Raw genomic sequence first — 705 nt, 5'->3', positions numbered from 1 at the left:
CGTCCGACATCTGGCGTGTCGGCCCCCGACGTGCACATCCCCGCCGCCGGGTACCCTGGACGGCATGGCGAAGCAGGCACGACGACCCGGACGCGTCACGGGCAAGCCGACGCCGGTGCGCCGCAACAAGGCCGCCCCCGCCGAGCGCTTCCCCCCGCCGAAGCCGCCGCGCAAGACGGCGAAGCCGGGCGAGAAGGTCGTCTTCGACGCCCCGTCGACCGAGTCCGACGTGCCGCGTACGTTCCGCCTCGGCGTCGTCCCCGGGGCGACGCCCGGCAAGTGGATCGATGCGTGGAAGCAGCGGATGCCGCACGTGCCGCTCGAACTCGTCCCCATCGCCGTCGCCGGGCAGCGCGCCGCGATCGACGAGCTCGACGCGGCCCTCGTGCGCCTCCCCCTCAGCGACACGTCGCTGCACATCATCCCGCTGTACGACGAGGTGCCCGTCGTGGTCGCCGCCGCCGATTCGCACCTCATGGCGGTGGATGAGCTCACCGCGGCCGACCTCGACGGCGAGGTCGTCATCGCACTGACCGATGACGTGCTCGGCCCGCTCGACCTCCCCGGTACGGTCCCTGCGGCGTTCGCTCCGCTGGCGACGGGCGAGGCGATCGCCACGGCGGCATCCGGGGTCGGCATCGTCATCGTGCCGATGTCGCTGGCCCGGATGCATCAGCGCAAGGACGCCGACCACCGCCGCCTCCG

Annotated in this window: 1 protein-coding gene; it reads left to right on the top strand. The window is 73.2% G+C overall.

The annotated features are described in order from the left end of the window. Window positions 1-64 precede the first annotated feature (64 nt). On the top strand, window positions 65-705 hold a 641-nt coding region (locus DW306_RS02085), incomplete at its 3' end, for a substrate-binding domain-containing protein (RefSeq protein ID WP_240747017.1).

This window comes from Microbacterium sp. K24 (assembly GCF_004794465.1).
Classification (GTDB): domain Bacteria; phylum Actinomycetota; class Actinomycetes; order Actinomycetales; family Microbacteriaceae; genus Microbacterium.
Note: the sequence above shows the minus strand (reverse complement) of the source record. Positions and strands in the feature narration are given on the sequence as shown.